Here is an 18,696-nt window from a genome sequence, read left to right as displayed (position 1 = left end):
GCTCAGGCGGCGACGGCCTGCTCGAGCGCGGCGATGTCGATCTTGCGCATCGTCATCATCGCTTCCATGGCACGGCGCGCCTTCGGCACGTCGGTGCTCGTGACGAGATCGAGCAGGCGCTGCGGCGTGATCTGCCAGGAGAAGCCCCAGCGGTCCTTGCACCAGCCGCACGCCGACTCCGCACCGCCGTTGCCGACGATGGCGTTCCAGTAGCGATCGGTTTCTTCCTGATCCCTGGTGAGCACCATGAAGCTCACGGCCTCGTTCGGCTTGAACTCGGGGCCACCGTTCAGGCCGACGAAGCGACAGCCCAGCACCGTGAACTCGACCGTCAGGTCCTCTCCCTGGCCGATGCCGGGGATGGGCGAAGCATGCCGCGCGTCGACGTGGCTGTCGGGAAACGTGGCGGCATAGAATTCGGCCGCCTCGCGAGCCTGACCCTGATCGAACCACACACAAGTGACGAGTTGCGTCATCGTTCTCTCCTGTCGTGAAACGTGAAGCGTGAAGTGCGAATCGGGATCCATGGAATTCATAATGGATCCGGGCTCGGTTCAGCCCAGCGTTTGCGTGGGCCACACCATTTCGATTTCGACGGCGATCGAGCGCGCCAGTCCGTCGAGATCCGGGAACAGCGACGCGTTGGTGACGTTCATGCGGTAGAGCCATTTCATGGCGTCCGCGCGCAGGGCCACAGGCAGGACGATCTTGCGCAGCAACGGCTCCTCGCTCTCGTAACCTTCGAGAATGCGGTGCAAGGGGCGGTCGATGATGCCCGGCACGACAAATGTGCCCGACTGCGCGATCAACCGGCCGTCCATTTCCTCGGGCTCGCCGAACCAGATCACCTCGTTGTCGTTGCCGAGGAAGTACTTGTCCATGTTGCCCTCGACGCGCGGATCGATGGTGTCGCGCGTGAGCCAGGGCGCATGGCGCGGGCGAGCGCGATCGTCGTACAGCGCCGGAGTGTTCAGGGCGAAGATCGCCGAATCGCTGGTGGCGCGCTCGAGCGCGAAGAACGCGGCGACGAACGGCGACTTGGTGAAGTCGAGCAGTCGCGTGGGCGCGCCGTGGTGCTGCATCAGGCCGAGGCAGCGCAGGTCGTCGCGCAGCACCTCGGGCCAGGGCACGTGGTTGTGCGCCTTGCGTCGGAAGATGCGGATGGCGCGCGCTTCGCGGCTGCGCCACTGTTCCTTGTCGGATACGAACGCGTGCAGATACCGCGAAAGCGAGCTTTGCAGATGCCAGCGCGCGTCTTGCTGGCCGCGAAAGGCCCAGCCTTCGAACCGGGAGGACAACTCCATGAAATCCTTCCAGTTCTCGACGACGATGGTGTCCATAGTGGGTGAAATCCTTGCGCCGGCATGCGTCATGCTCGGCCGTTCCGTTGAAGACGCCAGGGCATCGCAATCGATGCATGGCGTCGGCCACTATAGTACGGCGTCTGTGACAGCTCAAGCGCGAGGCCTGACGAGGGGGAATCGACCGCACCCGCCAGATCGGTCGGATCAGCCCGTCAACGCCCGTTGCACGACGTTCGCCAGCCATCCGCCGGCGTACAGTCCGAGCCCGAACACGCCATGCGTGATGAGGCTGCGCACGCGCGCCTGTGTTGGCTTCGGCGTCTTCGATGCGGCGATACCGGCCCCGAACGCGGGCTGCATGACGAAGAATGGCAGCACCACCGTGATGAGCCCGAAGGCGAGCGCCGGCCCGAGCGCCGGCGATTGCAGCCACACCTCGCCCGAAGCGAGGATCAGGCCGGCGGCAAACACCACGCCGATGACGTAGTGCGCCGCCCAGCCCAGCGCCTTCTCGCCGCGCACAGGGGGCGAGCGTCCGATGCCCGCGTGCGCGAACTGCCCTGCGCCCATATGGCCGAGCCAGCGTCCGACGAGGGCATAGTCGAGCGGCATCACGCCGAACAGGTGGCGCAGCAGCAGCGTCCACAGGTCCATGATCACGGTGGCGAAAACGCCAACGGCCAGAATCTGTGCGATGAGACTTAACGTTGTCGATGTCATTTCGGCTCCTCGAAATCATCTGAAAATCGTCTGGAGCAGCCGGTTTTCCAGGCGAAGCCGCGCACGCACCGGCTGCGATTGAGGCACTATACGAGTTCAAGCTAACTTGAAGTCAAGCGGGAGCGTCGACATGACACTGGACATTGGCGAGGTGGTACGGCAGGCCGGCGTGCCGCCGTCCACGTTGCGGTATTACGAGGAGAAGGGACTGATTGCGGCGACGGGCCGTCGCGGGCTGCGACGCCAATACGACGCCTCCGTGCTGCAGACGCTGTCGCTGATTGCGCTTGGCCGGACGGCGGGATTCTCGCTGGATGACATTGCCGGCATGTTGCTGCCGCAGGGCAAGGCGAGCATCGACCGCGCGCGCCTGCAGGCGAGGGCCGACGAGATCGACAGGACCATCCGCCAGCTCAGTGCGCTGCGCGACGGCTTGCGCCACGCGGCGGTGTGTCCGGCGCCGGAGCATCTGGCGTGCCCGCAGTTCCAGCGGCTGATGCGGCTGGCGAGTGCGAAGCGAGTAGGGCACGTCATCGGCAGTGAAGGCTCGTCGGCGCAGAGGCGCCGCAAGGCGGACTGACCGGCTGGCGCCGCTACGGACAGGCGGACAGGCCACGCGATCGATTTCCAGCACCGGATTCGACCGGTAGCGCCCGCCTCAGGCAGCACGTGCCGGTGACAGCGTGTCCTGCAAGGCGGCGAGCGCCGCATCCGGCGTGATGTCCGACGTGTCGAGCGTCACGTCGGCGAGTTGGTAGAGCGCTTCGCGCGCGTCGAGCATGCGGTGGATGTGTTCGAGCGCTTCGTTGCGTAGCGCCTCGGTGGCGATGCGCGCATCGTTCTGCTGCATCACACGCTGAAAATGGACGTCGGGGCGGGCGCGCAACCATACCGTGCGGAACGTGCGCAGCACGCGCTCGTAGGTCTGGGCTTCGGACACGATACCGCCGCCCGTGGCCAGCACCACATTGTCGTGTTCCGCGATGATGCGCTCGATGCACTGTCGCTCGATGCGCCGCATGGCGGCCTGTCCATACAGCGTGATTACTTCGCCGATCGCGATCCCCGCTTCCCGCTCGACTTCCTTGTCGAGTTCGACGAAGGGCGCGCCGAACGCCTGCGCGAGCCGCGGCCCGAGCGTCGATTTGCCTGCGCCCCGCAGTCCGATGAGCGCGATGCGCCGACCCTTGCCGCGCGCTTCGGCGGCCGCGGGCACCACGATTTGACGACGCAGGCGCGAAAGCACCTCGGCGGGCTGCTGACGAAGATATTCGACGAGGATCAACAAGTCGCCGTCGTACGCCATGCGCTCGGCGACGAGCGTCTCCACGCCGACGTTGAGCGCTTCGCCAAGTTTGTGCAACACGGCGAGCGAGACGTTTCCGGTGCCGGCTTCCACGCGAGCGAGATAGGGCAGCGACACGCCGGACTGCGCGGCAAGCTGCTTGCGGGTCATGCCGCGTTGGGCTCGCAGCGTACGAACGCGCCGGGCCAGCAGGGCGAGTTGCGGCGCGATCGCGTCACCGGTGTCGCCGGCATTGGTCGGCGACAAGCGGTCAGGCGGAAGGGAATCGGCAGGTCGTTTGGGCATTGAGTGCGACGTCGACGGTCATATCGGTAAATATACTATGAGATATCAGTAATGGGGTGATCGAGTACCATGATGTTCGCCTTGGGAGGTCTGTACGTGCATTAAAATGCCTTTAATGGGCAAATATCCCTGTTAACCCTGAACTGCATTGCACAAGTCACGCAGCACTGAAAATATCTTATAAGATACTTTTCAAGATTTGGAGCAAATGCAAACATGACCTATCCCCACTTGCGAGTGCGCGTCGAGGACGCCATCGCTTTCGTAACGCTGGACCGCGCGGACAAACGCAACGCGCTGTGCGACGCCGCCGTCGATTCGCTCGAGGCGGCGTTCCGCGATTTCGACGACGGCGTGCGTGCCGTCGTCCTGAACGGCGTCGGCGAGCACTTCTGCGCCGGGCTCGACCTCGCCGAGAACAGCCAGCGCGACCCCATTGACGTGCTGCGCGTCTCGCAGCGCTGGCATAAGGTCTTCCACGAGATTCAGTTCGGTGGCCGTCCGGTCGTGGCGGTGTTGCATGGCGCGGTCATCGGTGGCGGGCTGGAACTGGCGCTCGCCGCCCATGTGCGTGTCATCGAACGCGGTGCATTCTTCCAGTTGCCCGAGGGCAAGCGCGGCATCTTCGTCGGCGGTGGCGCGTCGGTCCGCGTGGCGCGCATTCTCGGGCCGGACCGCATGACGGAGATGATGCTCACCGGGCGCCGTTACGACGCCGTCGACGGCGAGCGGCTCGGCCTTGGTCACTACCTGACGGACGCGGGCGCGGGCCTGACGCTCGCCACGCAACTCGCCCGTGACACCGCGGCGAACAGCCCGCTCTCGAACTGGGCGACGATTCACGCGCTCTCGCGCATTCACGACATGTCGATGTCCGACGGGCTGTTCACCGAGTCGGTCACGAGTGCGCTGATGCTGGCGACGCCCGAAGCGCGCGAGCGCATGGAGCGCTTTCTGGGCCGTACGGCGCGCTAGCGCTGCGGCCATCCCCCACGGAGACGAATGTGAAATACGACAACATCGAACAGGTCGCCGTCATCGGCACCGGTGTGATCGGCGCGAGCTGGGCTGCGTACTTCCTGGCGCGTGGACTGCGCGTGAGCGCATGGGATCCGGCGCCGGGGGCCCGCGAGCGTCTGCGCGAGGCGATCGATGCGCATTGGTCCACGCTGATCCGCATCGGTCTGTCGGACGGCGCCACCCGTGACGCACTCACTTTTCACGACACACTCGACGCCGCGCTCGAGGACGCCGGTTTCGTACAGGAGAGCGGTCCGGAGCGCGAGGATCTCAAACAGGATCTGTTCCGGCGGATGGACGCGGCATTGCCGCCGTCGGTGGTCATTGCGTCGAGCTCGTCGGGACTGTTGATGAGCCGGGTGCAGTCGGTTTGCCAGCATCCCGAGCGAGTGGTGCTCGGCCATCCGTTCAATCCACCGCATCTCATTCCGCTGGTGGAAGTCATTGGCGGCGCGCAATCGTCGCAGTCCGCCATCGATACGGCGATGCAGTTCTACCGGGTCATCGGCAAGCGCGCGATCCACGTGAAGAAAGAGGTCAAGGGCCATATCGCGAATCGCCTGCAGGCCGCGTTGTGGCGCGAGGCGATGCATCTCGTGGACACGGGCGTCGCGTCGGTGGCCGACATCGACGACGCCATCGCTTACGGGCCCGGGCTGCGCTGGGCCGCACTCGGGCCGTTCCTGAACCTGCATTTGTCCGGCGGCGCGGGCGGCATTGCGCATCTGCTCGAACACCTCGGCCCGCCCATCGAATCGTGGTGGGCCGATCTTGGCGCGCCGGTGCTCACGGAGGACCTCAAGGCGCGCATCACGGCGGGCGTCGAGGCCGAACTGGTCGGGCGCGGCAATGCGCGACTCGAAGCCCAGCGCGACGCCATCATCCTCGGCATTCTCGCGAACAAGCCGTAAGCACGCGCCAGCCCGCCGCGCGCGGGCGCATTTCGGACTATCGAATTACCGGATCCCCCGATCCTTGATCCCGGGCTCACCGGTGCGATCCCGCACCGACCATATCGAACATATCGAACGAATCGAAGGAGACAGGCATGAGCAAACCGAAAGTCATCGTCACCATCGCGCCCACGGGCGGCATGGCGTACAAGTCGCAGAACCCCCATCTGCCGACGCAGCCCGACGAGATCGCCCGCGACGTCTACGACTGCTACAACGCGGGCGCGAGCGTCGTGGCCGTGCACGCGCGCCGCCCCGGCGACGACGGCGCGACCTGCGACCCGGCGATCTATCGCGACATCAATCGCCGCATTCGCGACAAGTGCGACATCGTCATCAACAACTCCACCGGCGGCGGCGTGCACGGCGACATGATCGGGCAGGCCGACAGCGGCTATTGGGAGATTCTGTGGGAGGAGCGTCTGAAGGGCATGGACGCCGGCGCCGAGATGTGCACGCTCGACGCGACCACCATCATCGCGAGCTTCGGCGGCAAGGAGTTGCTGATGCACACGTCGCCCGAGCGCTCGAAGCATCTTGCCGTGGAGATGAAAAAGCGCGGCATCAAGCCGGAGTGGGAAGTCTTCAGCCCGACGCACATCGTGCAGGACCTCGCCACGCTCACCGCCGCGGGTTTCGACGAGGAGCCGTTCTTCGTGAATCTGGTGCTCGGCGTGCATCGCGGCTTCCAGAACGCCATGCCGTACACCCCGCGCGTGCTGCAGTCGATGGTCGACCTGCTGCCCAAGGGCAGCATCTTCTGCGTGAGCGGCATCGGTCCGGCACAGCTTCCGTCGGCGATGAACTCGCTGCTGCTCGGCGGTCACGTGCGCGTGGGCCTCGAAGACAACCTGTACTACGAGCACGGCGTGCCCGCGACGAACCAGCAACTGACCGAGCGTGTGGTGCGGCTCGTGCGCGAGATGGGCTACGAGCCCGCCACGCCGGCCGAGGCCCGCGAAATCATGGGCCTGCCGCGCAATCGCGAAGTGCTGCCGGAGTTTGCCGTGCGTTGAGTCGTTGTGCGTCGCAAGCTGTCCAGCCCCTGCATTCGAAAACAACAAGCGAAAGACTAGGAGACAAGTCACATGGCGGCAAACCGGTTCACATGCAGTGTCGCGTTCTCGCGATCCCGACGTTTCACACTCACCGCGCTGTCGCTGTGTGTCGCCGTGTTCGGCGCGGCCACGCAGGCGCATGCGCAGCCGACGGGCGTCACCATTGGCGTGACGCTGTCCTCCACGGGGCCCGGCGCATCGCTCGGCATTCCCGAGAAGCAGGCCATCGGCATGCTGCCGCCCACGCTGGGCGGTCTGCCCGCGCGCTACATCGTGCTCGACGACGCCACCGATCCGACCACGGCGACGAAGAACGCACGGCGTCTCGCCACCGAAGACAAGGTCGACGCAATCATCGGCTCGTCCACGACGCCGGCGTGTCTGGCGGTCGCGGCCGTCGCCGCCGACACGCGCACGCCGCAACTGGGGCTGTGCCCATTCGTGCCGAGCGCGACGCAGATGCGCTACGTCTTCTCGTTGCCGCAGTCGGTGGCCGTCATGGCCGACGCCGTGCTCGACGACATGAAGGCGCATAAGGTGAAGACGCTCGGCTTCATCGGTTTCTCCGATTCCTATGGCGAGGCCTGGCTCAAGGACATTCAGGCGCGGGCGGCGGCGCGCCAGATCCAGGTGGCGCCGGTCGAGCGCTACGCCCGCAACGACCAGTCGGTGACGGCGCAAGTACTCAAGGTGATGTCGGCCAACGTGGACGCCGTCATCATCGCGGCGAGCGGCACGCCCGGCGCACTGCCGATGAGCACACTGCGCGAGCGCGGCTACAAGGGCCGCCTCTACCAGACGCACGGCGTGGCCAACAACGACTTCCTGCGCGTGGCCGGCAAGAGTGCCGAAGGCGCGATCCTCCCGGTCGGCAACATTCTGGTCGCCGAGCAATTGCCGGCGAGCCACCCGGGCAAGGCCGTCGCGGTCGACTTCGCCAGGCGCTACGAGGCGCAGTACGGGGCGGGCTCGCGCAACCTCTTCGCAGGCTACGCCTACGACGCCTACCTGGTGCTCGATCGCGCTGTCGCCGTGGCAGCGAAGCAGACGCCGCCGGGCACGCAGGCGTTTCGCGACGCGCTCGTCAGCGCCATCGGACAGACGCGCGGGCTGGCAGCCACGCACGGCATGATCAACGTGAGCGCGCAGGACCATTCGGCGTATGGCGAAGACGGTCGCGTGCTCGTTACGGTCAAGGGCGGCAAGTGGACGATCGACTGAACCCGGCGACGTCGTCCGGCGCGCGACGTCTCGCCGTGCCCGACATCGAGCGCGAGACGAGGGCGGACGGCAGCTTCGTGATTCGCTCGCGCACGCCATTGGGCGAGTTCGCGCGCAGTCCGGCCGACTGGCTCGTGAAGTGGGCCACGCAAACGCCCGACGCCGTTTTCGTCGCGCAACGCCTCCTGTCCGGCGAGGCGGCCTCCGACGGCGGTCTCTGGCGCAAGGCGACGTATCGCGAGGCTCTTGCCCTGGCGCGCGGCATCGGGCAGGCGCTGCTCGATCTCCGCGTGCCGCGCGAGCGGCCGGTCGTGATCCTGTCGGACAACAGCGTCAATCATGCGCTGCTCGTGTTCGGCGCGATGATGGCGGGGCGGCAGACGGCCATCGTCTCGTCGGCCTATTCCCGCGTCGCGAAGGACATGAGCAAACTGCACGGCATTCTGGCGCGGCTCGACCCCGCGCTGGTCTATGTCGAGGACGGCGAAGCCTATGGACGCGCGTTGCTCGATGCGCCGATCCGCTGCCCGATCGTCGCGACGCACAACGCACGGCCCGGGTGGCTGCAATTCGACGCGTTGGCGGCGACGCCCGCCACACCGGCACTGGACGCCGCGTTTGCACGGGTGGCGCCGGAGGACACGGCCAAGCTGTTGCTGACCTCGGGCTCGACCGGCAAACCGAAGATCGTCGTCAACACGCATCGGATGCTCGCGGCGAACCAGCAAATGGTCGCGCAGTGCTGGCATTTCATCGACGATGCCGCGCCGATCGTGGTGGACTGGTTGCCGTGGAGCCACACGTTCGGCGCGAATCACAACTTCCACATGGCGCTGCGCAACGGTGGGGCGTTCTACGTGGATGACGGTCGTCCCGTGCCGGAACTGATCGGCCGTTCCGTCGAGAATCTGCGCGACGTATCGCCCACGCTGCACTTCAACGTGCCGAAGGGTTTCGAGGCACTGGCGCCGTACCTGGAAGACGACGACGCCTTTGCCGCACGTTTCTTCGGCCGCCTGCAGGTGCTGTTTTATGCGGCCGCGAGCCTGCCGCCGGCGGTGTGGCAGCGCTTCGAACGGCTGGCGTCGCGGCATTGCGACACGCTGCCGTTCTTCACTTCGGCATGGGGGGCGACGGAGACCTCGCCGCTCATCACCAGCGTGCACTTCCCGATTCCGGGGGCGGGCAACATCGGGGTTCCGGCGCCGGGCAACGAGCTCAAGTTCGTGCCCAACGGCGACAAACTGGAGATGCGCGTGCGTGGCCCGTCGGTGTTTCGCCGCTATGCGGGCGACCCGGCGGCCACTGCCGAAGCGTTCGACGACGAAGGCTTCTATCGCACGGGCGATGCAGGCCGGCTATGCGATCCGGACGATCCGAGCGCGGGCGTCCTCTTCGATGGTCGGGTATCGGAGGACTTCAAACTCACGAGCGGCACATGGGTGTCCGTCGGCGCATTGCGCTTGCGTGCGGTGACGGCACTGGCGCCGTATGCGTCGGACGTCGTCGTCGCGGGGCACGACCGGGACGAGATCGGACTGCTGATTTTCCCGAGCCCGGCCATGCGGGCGATGGCGGCAGACGTGGGCAACGCGCCGGACGCGGGCAGGCAACTGGCGATGCACGACGGCATTCGCGCCCGGGTGGCGCAGGCGCTCGCACAACTGGCGCAGGATGCCGGCAGTTCGCAGCGGGCCGCGCGCGCCGCGATCCTGTCCTCGCCGCCGTCGCTGGAGCTGGGCGAGATCACGGACAAGGGGTACGTCAATCAGCGCGCGGTGCTGAACCTGCGTGCCGACGATGTTGCGCGGTTGTATTCGGATTGCCCGTCGGTCATCCGGCTGGCGTTGCCTTGAGAGGAGCACGCCGGGCGGGTAGGGGGAAGTGAGAGAGCGACAGCGCACCGACGGCGGCAGGGGCCGTCGGTGCGCGAAGTCGCCGGAGGGCGTAAGAGGGCGTAAGCGTCAAGCTCAGGCGAGCGCTTCGCCGTGACGCTCGGGCAGGAAGAAGTAGACGATGATGGCCGCGAGCAGGAAGAACCCGGCCGTCGCACCGAGCGCCGCGCTCACGTTCTCGCCGCGCGAGAGCAGGCCCACGGCAGCGGGCGCGAGGGCGCTGGCCGCGCGTCCGGTGTTGTAGATGAAGCCTTGCGCCGTGGCGCGGACCTGTGTCGGGAACATCTCGGCGAAGGTCGGGCCGAAGCCGCTGTAGAAGCCCGTGCCGAAGAACGCCACCACCGGGCCGAAGGCCAGCAGCAGCATGGGCTCGCGAATCGCGACGTAGAGCGGTACCGTCACGGCCGAGATGATGAAGAAAAGCAGGAACGACTTGCGGCACCCGATGCGATCGGCGATGTAGCCGAAGCAGACGAAGCCCGCCGCCGCGCCGATCTGCATGATCACGATCCACGTGGTCGAGCGCAGCAGATCGAAGCCCGGGCCGCCCTGATCGACCGGCGTCGCGAGATAGGCCGGGATCCACGTGAACAATCCCCAGTAACCGCACATCGCGGCGGCCGTGAAGGCGAGCCCGACGATCGTGCTGCGTGCATACGGGCCGAACAGCATGCCGAGCGTCTGGCCCAGCGTGAGGCGCACCCGCTGCTCGCGCCAGATCGCCGGCTCCTCCACGTGCCGGCGCACCCAGAACGCCAGCACCGTCGGCAACAGGCCGAACGCGAACACCCAGCGCCAGCCGAAGTACGGCAGGATCACCGCTGCCACGATGGCCGCCACGGCGTAGCCCATGGCGAATGCGCTCTGCACCCATGCCATGACCTTCGCGCGATGTTCGGCGGGCCACGTCTCGGTAATGAGTGCGGCGCCCGCCGACCACTCGCCGCCGATACCGAGGCCGAGCAGGAAGCGGAAGACCAGGAGTTGCGTCACCGAATCGGCGAAACCGCACAGCGCGGTGCCGATCGAGTAGCACAGGATCGAGAGAATCATCGAGCGCGTGCGCCCGATGCGATCGGCGAGAAAGCCGAAGAACAGACCACCGAACGCGGTGGCCAACAGGGTGAGCGAGGCGATCATGCCTGCCACGCCCTTGTCGAAATGCAGATCGGCGCTGATGTAGCGAATCACCATGGCGAACAGCATCAGATCCATGATGTCCAGCATCCAGCCGATGTAAGCCGAACCAAATGCCCGCCATTGCGCCGGCGACGCCCCGCGATACCAAGGCCGACGTGCGGCGCCTGCCGCTTTCAGAGCGGTCGTGCCAGTGTCCATTCTTGTCTCCTTCATGGAACTCATCCTAGTGTCATGCCTAATGTATCGGCTATCGATACGATTGGGAATGATTTCGTCTGCATGGTAACAGGATGCTCCGAAGTTAGGTGTCGTGGTAAACCATAAATGGTGCTTTGTGTATCGATAGTCGATACTTTGTGTCGAGGTTGTCTCGATGGTCGGGCAGCCGTAGGTCACAGGAGATCGAGAAGTGAAGCCGTTTCAATTGCGTTTGTACGAGGATGTCATTGCGCCGAACCATGCACCGGTCTATCTGAGCGCGGCACGCCGGGCGATTTACGTGGTGCGCGGCGATGTCGCCATCGAGTTCGAGACGGGCGCGCAACATCACCCGGCGCAAAGCGCCTGGCTGGGGGAGGACGATGTCGCGTTGATCGCGGGCAGCGAAGGGGCCACGTTGTGGCGCTGGGAGTTGATGGCCGGCGATGCGCCGACGCCGGGCGAAATCACCTCGGCGCCGGGCGCGTCGTCGACGCTCAAGCTCGCGGCGCCGATCGAGCTGGACCCGCGCCAACGCTGGCTCATGCGGTGCGACAAGGTACAATTCCCCCCCGGCGGCGTGGCGCATCTGCACGTGCATCAGGGGCCCGGCGTGCGTTGCACGCTCGAAGGCGAGATCACGATCGAGACGCTGGGCGCTTCGCACACCCACGGTCCCGGGCAGGCGTGGCTCGAACTCGGATACGCCCCGGTGCTTGCACCGACGACCGAGGCGCGCGACACCACATTCATCCGCTGTTTCATTCTGCCGCGGGCGTGTCGCAATCGCAGCTCGATTCGCTACGTGCGCGCCGAGGATGGCGACAAGAACAAGCCGCAGCGCTACCACGTGTTCGGCGAGCGTTTCATCTCGCTCGACGCGCAGTAGTCGCATGGCGGCGACAGTGACAAAGGACACTCAGTGAAACGATCGAAGGACAACCCGAACGACGGCACCCGCGGCGCGGGCCTCGCGGCTGCACATCACGACTCGGCGACCACCGTCACGGGCAGCGACGAACTCAACACGTCGTCGACTTCGGTCATTTCACTGCGCATTCTGGAGTTGCTGGCCGAGCGCAACGCCGAATGCGGCGTCACGCATCTGGCGGAAGCGCTCGGCGTGCCCAAGGCGCGCGTGCACCGGCACCTCACGGCGCTTCGGCACGAAGGCTATGTCGTGCAGAATCCGCGCACGAGCCGGTATCGCATCGGCTGGCGGCTTTTCCTGCTCGGGCAGAAGCTCGTCAAGCAGTTCGACGTGGTCGGGCTGGCGCGCCCTGTGATGGAAGAGCTGCGCGATGCCGTAGGGCAGACCATCGTCATCAGTTCGTTTACCGAAACCGATGTCGTCGTGCTGGACGTCATGCGTGGGCGCAGTCCGCTCGAAATCCTGCTGCACCCCGGCACTCAGTTCAAGCTGCACAGCGTGGCGCAGGGCAAGATCGCGCTCGCGTTCGGCGCGCCGGAACGGCGCGAGGCGGTGCTTGCCGGCCCACTCGATGCCTGCACGCCGCATACCATCACCGACGCGATGCGTCTGTCGCATGAACTTGCACTCGTGCGCGAGCGCGGTTGGGCCGACGCGCCCGAGGAAGTGTTTCTCGGCGTGAACGCGCTTGCCGCGCCCATCGTCCAGGACGACGGCTCGCTCTTCGGCACACTCGCCATCGTCGGCTCGATCCACTATCTGCCCGCGCATCCGAATCCGCAGACGGTCGCGGCGCTCACCGACGCGGCACGTCGCATCTCGCGGTTGCTCGGCGGCGCTCGCGCGGAGTGACCGACGACGAAGGTTCGCAGTAACGCGAGCCGCCGAGCCGATGATAAGTCAGCGGTATGCGAGAGCCTTCCCGCCCGGTTTGCCGGGCAGGCAGCCGAGGCCTTCCAGCGTGGCTTGCACGGCGTCGTCGAGCGGCGTGTGCGGTTCGTGGCCGAGTACGTCGACGAGCCGCGCGTTGTTCAGCCGCACGGGCTGTTGCCACAGGTAGCGCATCTCCAGCAGTTCGCGCAGCGTCGTCACGAACGGCGCGCCGGCCCATACCATCCACCATCCGAAGCGCTGCGTGCGAACCGTTACGCCGTGGCGCGACATCACGCGCGCAATGGCTGCTGCGAGTTGCGTACCGTCTGCGTCCCAGTGGCCCGCCATGTGAAAGTTGTTGAAGGCGGGCAGCGTGTGGCGTCGTTCGACGAGCATGACCATCGTCTTCGCCACATCGGGAAGATACGACCACTGATGGCCGACGCCCGGCGCGTTGGGCACGTGAACCAGGCGCGTCGTTCGACCGGGCTTCAACAATCCCTGGGCAAACCAGCTGTTGCGCGTCTGCGGTCCGAAGAAATCGCCGGCGCGCACGATGATCGTCTGCACGCCATTGCGGCTCGCATCGTGGAGACGGCTTTCCATCGTCGCGCGAATCGCTCCCTTGCGGGTGCGAGGTCGCTGCGGTGTGTCCTCGTGGACTTCCGGGAACGTTTCCGGCCCGTAGTTGTAGAGGGTGCCGGGCAAGACGATCGTCGCGCCGTGCAATGTCGCGGCTGCGATGGTGTTGTCGAGCATTGGCAGCACTTGCGTGTGCCAGTTGCGATATCCGGGCGGATTGACGGCGTGCACGATGACGCTGCAGCCGCGCGCGGCGTCGAGCACGTCGTCCGTGCGCATGGCGTCGCCGTCGATCCACTGCAGGCCGCTGTCCGACGCGTCGGCGCGAGGTGCGCCGCCGCGACGCAGCGCGATGACTTGCCAGCCGGCGTCGACGAGTTGTCGGGCGACTTCGCCGCCGATGCCGCCCGTGGCGCCGAGTACCAACGCACGGGGTGTCGCCGATGCCGGGGCGCAGGGAAGGGGAGATTCGTGTGCCATGTCGTGTTTCGCGAAGGTTGTCGATGGGGCAATTCTCCGCGCGGGACAGTTGGAATAAAATTGCTGAAATTCAACTATCGGCTATTCATTTTTGTATGGCTGCGAATCTGAGCTGGGATCTTTACCGGACGTTTCTCGCCGCGCTGACGGAAGGCTCCCTCTCGGGAGCGGCGCGTGCGCTGGGCATCACGCAGCCGACGGCGGGCCGGCACATTGCGACACTCGAGGCGGCGCTGGGGCAGACGCTGTTTACGCGTTCGCAAACGGGCTTGCTGCCGACGGATGCGGCCCAGGCCCTGCGTACGCATGCACAGGCGATGCAGCATACGGCGTTGGCGTTCGAGCGCGCGGCGGCGAGCCAAGGCGACGGGATCAATGGTGTGGTGCGCGTTTCCGCGAGCGAAGTCGTGGGCGTGGAGGTGCTGCCGCCGATCCTGACGGCATTGCGTCGCACCCATCCGCAACTGACGATCGAACTGGTGCCGACCAATCGGATTCAGGACTTGTTGCATCGGGAAGTGGATATCGCCGTGCGCATGGCGGTACCACAGCAGGAGGCGCTCATCGCACGGCGCGTGGGCAGCATCGACGTCGGCCTGCATGCGCGCGACGACTATCTGGCGCGCTACGGCATGCCGTCGACGTTGGCGGATCTCGCGCATCACACCTTGATCGGTTTTGACCGGATGACGCCGTTCCTGCGCGACGCCACGCGCGGATCGACGGTCTGGACACGCGACGCATTCGCGTTTCGCGCCGACAGCGATCTCGCCCAACTGGCGATGATCCGGGCAGGGTATGGCATCGGCGGCTGTCAGGTGCCGCTTGCGCGTCGCGATGCGCGACTCACGCGCGTGCTGCCCGCGGCGTTCCGCTTCAAGCTCGCCACGTGGGTGACGATGCATGAGGACTTGCGCGCCAATCCCCGCTGCAAAATCACATTCGACGCGCTCGTGGCCGGATTGACCGCGTACATGGCCGAATAAGGTGGCCTGTCGACAAATAGAGGATGTCAGCAGTGAATCTCATGATATACAATATATCAATAACATCAACGATGACGAGACAAACACCGCGCCATGTTCGATCCCGCTTTGTTCGGACGCATGCCACCGGACGTTATGGCTGCAGCCTCCGCGTCCGTGCGTGCTTCCGCCCGCGCTGCTGTCGGGGCTTCGATGGAGACTTCCGCCGACGCCACATCTGCCGCTGACGCGGCTGCTTCCCCGATCTCCTCGATCTTCCCGGTTTCCCCGTTGCCCCCCGGCCGACACTCGCTGGGCCTCAGCGAAGCGCGCGACGCGGTGCTTTACGTCCCGACCGATTTACCCGAGGACAGGCCGGTCCCGCTATTCGTGATGTTCCACGGCGCGGGGGGATTCCCGGAGAAGGTGCTGCCGTTCATCGAACCGCACGCCGAGCGCCACAAATTCCTGGTGCTCGCGCCGCACTCCACCTTCCCGACCTGGGACATCGTGATCGGTGGCAACGGGCCCGACCTCGAGCGTCTGCAACTTGCGCTCGCCAAGGTAGCGGCGCAATACCGGATCGATCCGCGGCGCGTGGCGTTTGCCGGTTTCTCCGACGGCGCCAGCTATGCGTTGTCCATCGGCGTGACCAATGGCGACATCGCGAGCCATGTCATCGCCTTCTCGGGCGGCTTCATGTCGATCTTCGTGCAGGAGGGCACGCCCCGCATCTTCATCGCACACGGCCTGATCGACGAGCAGTTGCCCATCGCCACGAGCGGGCGCCAGAACGCGAACAAGCTCAAGGCGGCAGGCTACGAAGTCGAATACGTCGAGTTCGACGGCCTGCACATCATCGAGCCGGGCGTCGTCGCCCGCGCCATCGACTTTTTCCTCGCCTGACGTCGCTGCCGCGACGGCGGCACGACGCACACGGTCATACGCCATACGGGGGAGTACCGCACATGGATTTCGAGATTCCCGAGTCGCTGATTCATCCGCTGCTGCAGTTGATCGGCAGCGATTCGCCGCTGGGCAAACAATTGACGGCCTATGGCGTGTGCCGGGGCAACATGACGGTGTCGAGCGAGTGGTTCGACGCCAAGTCGCTCAACACGCTGTACGTGTTGTGCAAGACGCAGAACGAGCGCGCGTTGATGTTCCAGATGCTCGCGCTCGATAACGTCTACAACGCACCGCAGGCGCGCGTGATTCCGAGTCTCGACAAGCTGGTGCCCGGCCTCGTGGCCTACCTGGCGCGCGATGCCATCGACGGGTGGCTGTATCAGCGTCATCGGGACGGCGCGTTGCTGCCGTGGCTGGTGCGTCGCCTGCGTTACGTCGAACCGGAGCAGGGCTCGCCGTATGTCGTGATGGACATGCTCGCGAACACCATGCAGTCGGCCAATTCGAATCTGACGGAGCACCGCCTGCGCCGTTCGGGCATGACCACGTCGCTCGTCTTCACGCGCGACGACATTGCCAACCGCACGATTCCGGAGCTGCTCGCCGAATTCGGTTTCTACAAGGAATGCGCGGAGTTCAAGCGCGAGTATGAGCAGCATGCACAGCGGTTTCTGCGCGTGCAGCGCGCGTTCGGTGCGCAGTTCGTGATCCGCCGCGCGGTGTTCTCGGTGGACCCGAAGGGCGCGACCGAGCTCATTCGCGTGGTGGACGGGGCGGCGGCCAAATGCGTGAACGACGAGGAGCGCCTGGAGCGCAACTTCGAGATGGCGTGCGACGCGGACTTCTGGCGCAACGCGCAAATCGACCAGGCGTTCGAGACGATCCCGCTGCATTGCTACGTTCACGTGTTCCATCTGGACTGGCACCGCAACCTCTGGGTGCATGTGCAGAACATGACCGAGTACGAGTACCAGCCGGGGTTGCGGGACAAACTGGTGCTCCCGGCGCACCATCACGATCTGATCGACATTCTGACGTCGAACATGGACGTGATGATGCCGGACTTCGTGCCGGGTAAATCGGGGGGCGCGACGATTCTGTGTCAGGGCGCGCCGGGGCTCGGCAAGACGCTGACCGCGGAAATCTATTCGGAAGTCGTGGGCAAGCCGCTGTACCGCGTGCATTCGGGGCAATTGGGCACGACGGCGGCGTCGGTCGGCGCCACGCTCATGAGCATCCTGCGTCGCGCCATGCGCTGGAATGCGATCCTGTTGCTCGACGAAGCGGACGTGTACATCCGGCGCCGCGACAACGATCTCGAGCACAACGCCATCGTGGCGGAATTCCTGCGCTCGCTGGAGTATTTCCACGGCTTGCTGTTCATGACGACCAATCGCATCGGCGACGTGGACGATGCGATTCTCTCGCGCTGCATTGCGACGATTCATTACGAGACGCCGTCGCCGGCCGACGCGCGACGATTGTGGCGCATGCAGGCCGAGCAGGTCGGCGCGTATCTCGACGATGCGCTGATCGAAACGCTCGCGGATCGCTATCCGAACGCGAGCGGGCGCGACATCAAGGAGTTGATGAAGCTGGCGAGCCGCTACTGCAAGGTGAAGGACATGCCGTACACGGAAGACGTGTTCCGTCTGTGCGGATTGTTCCGTGGTTACGACGCGTAGTACGAATCCAGATTCGATTTTCGTTGCCGATGAATATTGCCTCAGACGTCCAGAGATGCACCGATCGGTAAAGACGTCCTTGGGGCTGCCACAGTCCTTCCAGCCCGGGCCAGGCGCGTCTGGTCTTCCGAGTGGGGACGCGTCTATCTGGTGACCGATCGCGCCATCGCGCGTTCGGAACGATGCCTTGCCGTGCCCGTGAAAGCCCCGGTTGCCGGGCGTTCGTCGTGCGTGATACAAGTTTGGCCATCCATTGAAAAAATAAATATGACTCATGGCTGGCAGTGCAAAATCGAATCGTCCGCTGTTCGATCTGGACCTGTTGCGTGCGATCATCATGGTGGCCGACTGCGGCAGCTTCACCACGGCCGCGGCGCGCCTTCACTCCACGCAATCGACCGTGAGTCAGAAGATCCGGCGACTCGAGGACATGGTGGGGCACAAGCTGCTCGATCGGGGCAACCGGGAAGTCCACGCGACCGATGCAGGCGAGTTGTTGCTGGGGTATGCGCGACAGATGCTCGCGCTCAACGATCAGATGTTCGAGGCGCTGTCGGGCGCGGTCGTGGCGGTGACGGTGCGCCTGGGGGTGCCGGAGGACTTCGCGACGGGCGCGACCACGCAGGTGCTTGCCCGTTTCAATCGGCAGTATCCGCAAGTCAAGCTCGAAGTGACGAGCGGCCTGAGCCGCGACCTGATGAGCAGCTACGATCGCGGCGAGCTCGATCTGGTGCTCGTCAAGCAGCGCCGCAATAGCCGCGAATCGGTCGCTTCCCGTCCCGAGAAGCTGGCGTGGATCGATAGCGCGAAACATCCGGCGTTCGAACGCGATCCCGTACCGCTCGTGACGTTCCCGACGCGCGGACTCTATCGCGACGACATGATCAACGCGCTCGAAGCGATGGGGCGTAACTGGCGCATCAGCTTCACCAGTTCGAGCCTGAGCGGTATTCAGGGTGCGGTCGCCGACGGGATGGGGATCAGTCTGGTGCCGCCACGCGCCGTGCTGCCCGGGCACGTGGTGCTGGGCCGGGCGCAGGGGCTGCCGGCCATCGACACGTTCGAGCTGGCGATCTTTCATCGCCCGACGGCCGATCCGATGGTCGGCGCGCTCGCCAAGGTGCTCGTGGGGATGCTGGGATCGAAGCCGCGCGCGGCAAAATGACGTCCG

Annotated in this window: 18 protein-coding genes; 12 read left to right on the top strand and 6 right to left on the bottom strand. The window is 65.5% G+C overall.

Features of this window, described 5'->3' with window-relative positions:
* Nucleotides 1–2 precede the first annotated feature (2 nt).
* The 3 genes from RO07_RS13465 to RO07_RS13455 form a co-directional block, all read right to left on the bottom strand.
* Nucleotides 3–476 carry a VOC family protein gene (locus RO07_RS13465; protein WP_039411349.1) on the bottom strand — a complete coding sequence of 158 codons (474 nt, stop codon included), beginning with the start codon at nucleotides 474–476 and terminating at the stop codon, nucleotides 3–5.
* 78 nt (nucleotides 477–554) lie between these two features.
* Nucleotides 555–1,340 carry an FRG domain-containing protein gene (locus tag RO07_RS13460; RefSeq protein ID WP_039411345.1) on the bottom strand — a complete coding sequence of 262 codons (786 nt, stop codon included), beginning with the start codon at nucleotides 1,338–1,340 and terminating at the stop codon, nucleotides 555–557.
* 168 nt (nucleotides 1,341–1,508) lie between these two features.
* A complete protein-coding gene (locus RO07_RS13455) occupies nucleotides 1,509–2,024 on the bottom strand; it encodes a DUF2938 domain-containing protein (RefSeq protein ID WP_039411342.1) in 516 nt (171 codons plus the stop codon).
* A gap of 130 nt (nucleotides 2,025–2,154) precedes the next feature.
* Here RO07_RS13455 and RO07_RS13450 point away from each other — a divergent pair, with 130 nt between their 5' ends.
* A complete protein-coding gene (locus RO07_RS13450) occupies nucleotides 2,155–2,604 on the top strand; it encodes a helix-turn-helix domain-containing protein (RefSeq protein WP_039411340.1) in 450 nt (149 codons plus the stop codon).
* 78 nt (nucleotides 2,605–2,682) lie between these two features.
* Here the strand turns inward: RO07_RS13450 and RO07_RS13445 are convergent, their stop codons facing one another.
* Nucleotides 2,683–3,576 (bottom strand): helix-turn-helix transcriptional regulator, encoded by an 894-nt coding sequence (locus RO07_RS13445; protein WP_237171249.1) that lies wholly within the window; start codon nucleotides 3,574–3,576, stop codon nucleotides 2,683–2,685.
* A 255-nt stretch (nucleotides 3,577–3,831) separates the two neighbouring features.
* Between RO07_RS13445 and RO07_RS13440 the strand changes: the two genes are divergently transcribed.
* The 5 genes from RO07_RS13440 (at nucleotide 3,832) to RO07_RS13420 (ending at nucleotide 9,723) form a co-directional block, all read left to right on the top strand.
* Nucleotides 3,832–4,590, top strand: coding sequence for a crotonase/enoyl-CoA hydratase family protein (locus RO07_RS13440; RefSeq protein WP_039411336.1), 759 nt, complete (start codon nucleotides 3,832–3,834; stop codon nucleotides 4,588–4,590).
* A 29-nt stretch (nucleotides 4,591–4,619) separates the two neighbouring features.
* The gene (locus tag RO07_RS13435; RefSeq protein WP_039411334.1) at nucleotides 4,620–5,546 is read left to right on the top strand and encodes a 3-hydroxyacyl-CoA dehydrogenase NAD-binding domain-containing protein; all 927 of its coding nucleotides are present in this window, start codon (nucleotides 4,620–4,622) and stop codon (nucleotides 5,544–5,546) included.
* A gap of 137 nt (nucleotides 5,547–5,683) precedes the next feature.
* The gene (locus RO07_RS13430) at nucleotides 5,684–6,604 is read left to right on the top strand and encodes a beta-keto acid cleavage family enzyme (RefSeq protein ID WP_039411331.1); all 921 of its coding nucleotides are present in this window, start codon (nucleotides 5,684–5,686) and stop codon (nucleotides 6,602–6,604) included.
* Between the two features lie 72 nt (nucleotides 6,605–6,676).
* Nucleotides 6,677–7,867 carry an ABC transporter substrate-binding protein gene (locus tag RO07_RS13425; protein ID WP_039411329.1) on the top strand — a complete coding sequence of 397 codons (1,191 nt, stop codon included), beginning with the start codon at nucleotides 6,677–6,679 and terminating at the stop codon, nucleotides 7,865–7,867.
* Entirely contained in the window at nucleotides 7,852–9,723 is a 1,872-nt protein-coding gene (locus RO07_RS13420) for a feruloyl-CoA synthase (protein ID WP_084072602.1), read from the top strand. The genes RO07_RS13425 and RO07_RS13420 overlap by 16 nt, the downstream gene beginning before the upstream one ends.
* Before the next feature lie 114 nt (nucleotides 9,724–9,837).
* Here the strand turns inward: RO07_RS13420 and RO07_RS13415 are convergent, their stop codons facing one another.
* On the bottom strand, nucleotides 9,838–11,100 hold the full coding sequence (locus RO07_RS13415; protein ID WP_039411327.1) for an MFS transporter: 1,263 nt from the start codon (nucleotides 11,098–11,100) through the stop codon (nucleotides 9,838–9,840).
* A 211-nt stretch (nucleotides 11,101–11,311) separates the two neighbouring features.
* On the opposite strand from RO07_RS13415, the gene RO07_RS13410 reads away from it, so the two are divergent.
* Entirely contained in the window at nucleotides 11,312–11,989 is a 678-nt protein-coding gene (locus RO07_RS13410) for a cupin domain-containing protein (RefSeq protein ID WP_039411325.1), read from the top strand.
* Nucleotides 11,990–12,022: 33 nt separating this feature from the next.
* Nucleotides 12,023–12,883, top strand: coding sequence for an IclR family transcriptional regulator (locus tag RO07_RS13405; protein WP_039411323.1), 861 nt, complete (start codon nucleotides 12,023–12,025; stop codon nucleotides 12,881–12,883).
* A gap of 48 nt (nucleotides 12,884–12,931) precedes the next feature.
* Here RO07_RS13405 and RO07_RS13400 read toward each other — a convergent pair whose 3' ends face one another.
* Entirely contained in the window at nucleotides 12,932–13,966 is a 1,035-nt protein-coding gene (locus RO07_RS13400; RefSeq protein ID WP_052267286.1) for an NAD-dependent epimerase/dehydratase family protein, read from the bottom strand.
* 95 nt (nucleotides 13,967–14,061) lie between these two features.
* Between RO07_RS13400 and RO07_RS13395 the strand changes: the two genes are divergently transcribed.
* The 4 genes from RO07_RS13395 to RO07_RS13380 all read left to right on the top strand — a co-directional run bounded on the left by RO07_RS13395 (nucleotide 14,062) and on the right by RO07_RS13380 (nucleotide 18,690).
* Entirely contained in the window at nucleotides 14,062–14,952 is an 891-nt protein-coding gene (locus RO07_RS13395; protein ID WP_039411318.1) for a LysR family transcriptional regulator, read from the top strand.
* A gap of 192 nt (nucleotides 14,953–15,144) precedes the next feature.
* Nucleotides 15,145–15,837 (top strand): alpha/beta hydrolase, encoded by a 693-nt coding sequence (locus RO07_RS13390; RefSeq protein WP_115089351.1) that lies wholly within the window; start codon nucleotides 15,145–15,147, stop codon nucleotides 15,835–15,837.
* 62 nt (nucleotides 15,838–15,899) lie between these two features.
* On the top strand, nucleotides 15,900–17,525 hold the full coding sequence (locus tag RO07_RS13385; protein ID WP_039411316.1) for an AAA family ATPase: 1,626 nt from the start codon (nucleotides 15,900–15,902) through the stop codon (nucleotides 17,523–17,525).
* Nucleotides 17,526–17,799: 274 nt separating this feature from the next.
* Nucleotides 17,800–18,690 (top strand): LysR substrate-binding domain-containing protein, encoded by an 891-nt coding sequence (locus tag RO07_RS13380; protein ID WP_039411314.1) that lies wholly within the window; start codon nucleotides 17,800–17,802, stop codon nucleotides 18,688–18,690.
* Nucleotides 18,691–18,696 lie beyond the last annotated feature (6 nt).

Origin of the sequence: Pandoraea pulmonicola, assembly GCF_000815105.2 — a bacterium.
GTDB lineage: Bacteria > Pseudomonadota > Gammaproteobacteria > Burkholderiales > Burkholderiaceae > Pandoraea > Pandoraea pulmonicola.
The sequence above is the reverse complement of the archived record's forward strand: the minus strand, read 5'-3'. Positions and strand labels throughout refer to the sequence as shown.

Bases quoted from the DNA above. Each gene is read 5' to 3' on its own strand.
- RO07_RS13465 (WP_039411349.1), bottom strand. From the start codon at position 476: ATGACGCAACTCGTCACTTGTGTGTGGTTCGATCAGGGTCAGGCTCGC.
- RO07_RS13460 (WP_039411345.1), bottom strand. From the start codon at position 1,340: ATGGACACCATCGTCGTCGAGAACTGGAAGGATTTCATGGAGTTGTCC.
- RO07_RS13455 (WP_039411342.1), bottom strand. From the start codon at position 2,024: ATGACATCGACAACGTTAAGTCTCATCGCACAGATTCTGGCCGTTGGC.
- RO07_RS13450 (WP_039411340.1), top strand. From the start codon at position 2,155: ATGACACTGGACATTGGCGAGGTGGTACGGCAGGCCGGCGTGCCGCCG.
- RO07_RS13440 (WP_039411336.1), top strand. From the start codon at position 3,832: ATGACCTATCCCCACTTGCGAGTGCGCGTCGAGGACGCCATCGCTTTC.
- RO07_RS13430 (WP_039411331.1), top strand. From the start codon at position 5,684: ATGAGCAAACCGAAAGTCATCGTCACCATCGCGCCCACGGGCGGCATG.
- RO07_RS13425 (WP_039411329.1), top strand. From the start codon at position 6,677: ATGGCGGCAAACCGGTTCACATGCAGTGTCGCGTTCTCGCGATCCCGA.
- RO07_RS13415 (WP_039411327.1), bottom strand. From the start codon at position 11,100: ATGGACACTGGCACGACCGCTCTGAAAGCGGCAGGCGCCGCACGTCGG.
- RO07_RS13400 (WP_052267286.1), bottom strand. From the start codon at position 13,966: ATGGCACACGAATCTCCCCTTCCCTGCGCCCCGGCATCGGCGACACCC.
- RO07_RS13395 (WP_039411318.1), top strand. From the start codon at position 14,062: ATGGCTGCGAATCTGAGCTGGGATCTTTACCGGACGTTTCTCGCCGCG.
- RO07_RS13390 (WP_115089351.1), top strand. From the start codon at position 15,145: ATGGAGACTTCCGCCGACGCCACATCTGCCGCTGACGCGGCTGCTTCC.
- RO07_RS13385 (WP_039411316.1), top strand. From the start codon at position 15,900: ATGGATTTCGAGATTCCCGAGTCGCTGATTCATCCGCTGCTGCAGTTG.
- RO07_RS13380 (WP_039411314.1), top strand. From the start codon at position 17,800: ATGGCTGGCAGTGCAAAATCGAATCGTCCGCTGTTCGATCTGGACCTG.